This window comes from Actinomadura sp. CNU-125 (assembly GCF_001942465.1).
Classification (GTDB): Bacteria; Actinomycetota; Actinomycetes; order Streptosporangiales; family Streptosporangiaceae; genus Spirillospora.
In genome coordinates this window covers 1-2,496 of the sequence record NZ_MKJY01000449.1, presented here as the reverse complement: position 1 = coordinate 2,496, position 2,496 = coordinate 1, and the positions used below count along the sequence as shown (strand labels likewise).

The following is a 2,496-nucleotide window of genomic DNA, read 5'->3' as shown; positions in this document are numbered from 1 at the left end:
AGCGTCTGGAAGCCCTGCTGGGCGGCACCGATCTCACGGAGAACCGCCTGCTGCCAACTGGAGTCGGACACCTGCCCCCCTCTCCCGCGTCAGCCTACGAGACGCCCCGCACCACATGCACACGGAACGCATGTGCGGGCGCTCGCCCAGAAGCACACCGGACGGGCCGGACGGGCCGAGCCGCCGCGGCGATCGTGCGGCGTCAGCCGTCCTGGGGGCGGGACGCCTGGCGGCGTGCGAGCGACCGTTCATAGGCGTCGAGCATCCGCTCCCCGCCCGGGCGCATCTCGAACCGGATGCCCTGGTCGCCCTCGAATGGGTTCCGGTGGTCGAAGCCGCCGGTGTAGATCTCGCCGGGAATCCGCTCGGGGAAGGCGTCGCAGTAGGGAATCCACCGATCGATGGTGGTCTGCGCCTCCGGGTTGGACCGCTTCTGCAGACGAACGCAGGCGTCACAGATACTCGGCTTCCTGCGCATCGGTCCCCGCACCCTCTCCCTGGTCCTCGTCACACGTGCGTCCCATCGCAGTGTTCCACAACGCCGGTCTCGAACCCCACCCGAGCGGCCATGCAAGATCGAGGTTGCAAAAGTGTCCATAAAACCCTATAAATGATCAATCCCTGTGTCTGTGATCGTGCGCGGTCGCGGGCTCGCAAGCTCCCGACGAACAGAGGGGTCCCTGTGCGCGCTGAGTGGCAGGCGCATATCGATGATCTCCTGCAGACGTACCAGGAGAAGCGCCGGCAGATCCAGGACATGCAGTCCAAGCTGGAGTCCATCGAGGCCGCGGCCGAGGCCGCGGACGGCATGGTCAAGGTCAAGGTGGACCGGCAGGGACGGTTGACCGAACTCGAACTCGACCCGCGCGTCCAGCGCCGGCTCGGTTCCGCGGAACTGTCCGAGGCGATCATGGAAGCGTCGAAGGACGCCCAGCGCCAGGTCACGGAGCAGCTCCAGTCCGCCATGCAGGGCTTGAACCCCGAGGGCGCGGAAGGCGGCGCCCCCGACCTCACCAAGTTCCTGCCGGAGCGGCCCGGCGACTTCGACGCCCTCCGCGAGCGACTCGGGATCCTCCCGCAATGACCGAGTACCTCGAGGTAGACACCGAAGCCCTGAAGCGGTCGGGCAAAGGCTTCCACGACGGTGCGGAGCGGCTGACCGCCATCTACGAGCGACTCGGCGCCGCGCTCAACTCCGAGGGCAAGTGCTGGGGCGCGGACGAAACCGGCCAGCAGTTCGAGCAGGGCTACGGACAGCCCAGCGAAAACGTCCTGAAGATGTTCCCGCAGCTCTCCAAGGGGCTCGACGGCATCAAAAAGGGCGTGGACCAGATGGCCAAGACCTATAAACAGGCCGAAGAGGCGTCAAGGATTAAGTGAGCTGATCCGTGGGTCTTGAGATCCCCGAACCCGTTCAGTGGCTGTCCTGGATCATCGGCGCCGACTGGCCTGAGGGCGACGAGACCGCCATGCGTCGCTGCGCCGACGCGTGGCGGCAGGCCGGCGTCGACATCGACGGGCTGGTCAGCGAACTCCAAGGTACCGCCAACGGCGTGCTCAGCACCCTCGACAGCGGCGCCGCGGACAAGTTCAGCGAGAACTGGGAGAAGTGGGTCACCACCGACCCGCAAATGCTGCCAAAACTCAGCCAATCCTGCGCGGAATTGGCCGAGATGTTGGACGGCGGCGCACTCGATATCGAGTACGCCAAATACATGTTCATCGCCCTGCTGATCATTACTGCGATCGAAATCGCGTATCTGATCGCGGCGGCGTTCGCGACTTTCGGCGCCTCCACCGCGGCGATTCCCGCGGTCGAGGTGGCGGCCCAGGTCTCCGCCCGGATGATCTTCAAGGAGCTGATGCAGCGGCTCGCGCAGCGGCTGGGACAGCGCCTGCTGGGCGCCGTCCTGCGCGGCGCCGCGTTCGGCGCCCTGGAGGGCGGCGGGCTCGACCTGCTGATCCAGGGCGTCCAGGTCGCGCAGGGCAACCGGGACGGCATCAACTGGGAGCAGACCGCCACCTCGACTCTGGACGGCGCGATCGGCGGCGCCATCTCCGGCGGTATCGGATACGGGGCGAACAAGATCCCTGGCCTGGGGGACGCCGCGAGCACCCCGCTCGGCAACATGTTCAAGGGCATGGGCCGCGAGGCCGGTGCCGAGGCGGTCAGCGGTGTGGTCGGTACCGTCGCCACCGCCGCGATCCACGGTGACCCGCTGACCTGGGACGCGATCGCGAAGGGCGCCACGTCCGGCGCGTTCGGCGGAGGCGTCGGCGGCGCCAAGGGCGGCCTGACCGACTTCGACGCCCCCACCACGGGCAACACCGGCGGGACGGGCAACACCGGCGGAGGCAACGACCCGTTCAGCGGCGGCAACAGCCCGAACCCGGGCGGCGGCAGCGACCCGGGCGGCGGCTCGGGCGGCGGCGGCACAGGTGGTGGCGGCTCGCCGGGCGGTGGCTCCGGCGGCGGCGGTGCGCCGCGCGGCGGCG

General features: G+C 68.6%; 3 protein-coding genes and 1 pseudogene. 3 read left to right on the top strand and 1 reads right to left on the bottom strand.

Going from position 1 to position 2,496, the window contains the following annotated elements:
- Positions 1-202: 202 nt before the first annotated feature.
- A complete protein-coding gene (locus BJF79_RS37230; protein ID WP_075904461.1) occupies positions 203-478 on the bottom strand; it encodes a hypothetical protein in 276 nt (91 codons plus the stop codon).
- A 204-nt stretch (positions 479-682) separates the two neighbouring features.
- Between BJF79_RS37230 and BJF79_RS37225 the strand changes: the two genes are divergently transcribed.
- The 3 genes and pseudogenes from BJF79_RS37225 to BJF79_RS37215 all read left to right on the top strand — a co-directional run.
- Entirely contained in the window at positions 683-1,084 is a 402-nt protein-coding gene (locus BJF79_RS37225; protein ID WP_075904460.1) for a YbaB/EbfC family nucleoid-associated protein, read from the top strand.
- Positions 1,081-1,380: a WXG100 family type VII secretion target gene (locus tag BJF79_RS37220; protein WP_075904459.1), complete on the top strand. Its 300-nt coding sequence runs from the start codon at positions 1,081-1,083 to the stop codon at positions 1,378-1,380. The genes BJF79_RS37225 and BJF79_RS37220 overlap by 4 nt, the downstream gene beginning before the upstream one ends.
- Before the next feature lie 8 nt (positions 1,381-1,388).
- Positions 1,389-2,496, top strand: a pseudogene (locus BJF79_RS37215) (hypothetical protein); the annotation flags it as partial.

What these genes read in the sequence shown, in the direction of transcription:
- BJF79_RS37220 (WP_075904459.1), top strand. Translation starts at nt 1,081, where the DNA reads ATGACCGAGTACCTCGAGGTAGACACCGAAGCCCTGAAGCGGTCGGGC.
- BJF79_RS37230 (WP_075904461.1), bottom strand. Translation starts at nt 478, where the DNA reads ATGCGCAGGAAGCCGAGTATCTGTGACGCCTGCGTTCGTCTGCAGAAG.